General features: G+C 49.1%; 1 protein-coding gene. It reads right to left on the minus strand.

All coding sequences use genetic code 11. The features are described from left to right. The coding region (ligA, locus tag R7O12_RS23735; protein WP_318126484.1) for an NAD-dependent DNA ligase LigA at positions 1-801 on the minus strand (801 nt) is incomplete at both ends.

Consider the following 801-nt stretch of genomic DNA (forward strand, 5'->3'; position numbering starts at 1 on the left):
CGAACCACAAACAGGACACTGAGTTGGGAAAATAATATCTCGCGCCGTTTCTGGTCGACGCTCTTTGATGACAGAAACCACTTGAGGAATCACATCGCCAGCACGACGAATCACGACCTGATCACCAATCTTTACTTGAAGGCGCTCAATTTCATCCGCATTATGCAGCGTTGCGTTACTCACCGTCACGCCACCAACAAACACTGGCTCTAACTTAGCAACCGGAGTGATCGCTCCCGTTCGGCCAACTTGGAACTCAACTTCATTCAATGTGGTGATTTCTTCTTGAGCCGGGAATTTGTATGCGATCGCCCAACGTGGAGCGCGAGCAACAAAACCCAGGCGCTCTTGAACGGCAATATCGTCAATTTTGATCACGACTCCGTCAATTTCGTAAGGTAATGCATCACGACGCTGCAGAATGTCTTGATAATAAGTTTTTACGTCTGCCAAACTGTCGACTCGCTTGGTCTCTGGACACATTGGCAGCCCCCAAGATTTTATCTGCAGAAAACGCTCATAGTGACTGGCTGCCAAATCAGCCCCTTGCACAACTCCAACACTGTATGCGTAGAAGCTAAGTGGGCGCGAAGCCGTAATACGCGAATCTAATTGACGTAGACTGCCTGCTGCTGCATTGCGAGGGTTCACAAATACTTTTTCGCCCTTCTGACGCGCAAGCTCATTCAACTTTTCAAAGCCCGCTTTCGGCATAAATACTTCACCACGAACCTCAAGACGAGCTGGCCAGTCATCACCCCTCAGCTTCAGAGGAATGGCATTAATGGTACGCACGTTTTC

It is taken from the genome of Vibrio sp. Vb1574, assembly GCF_033338675.1.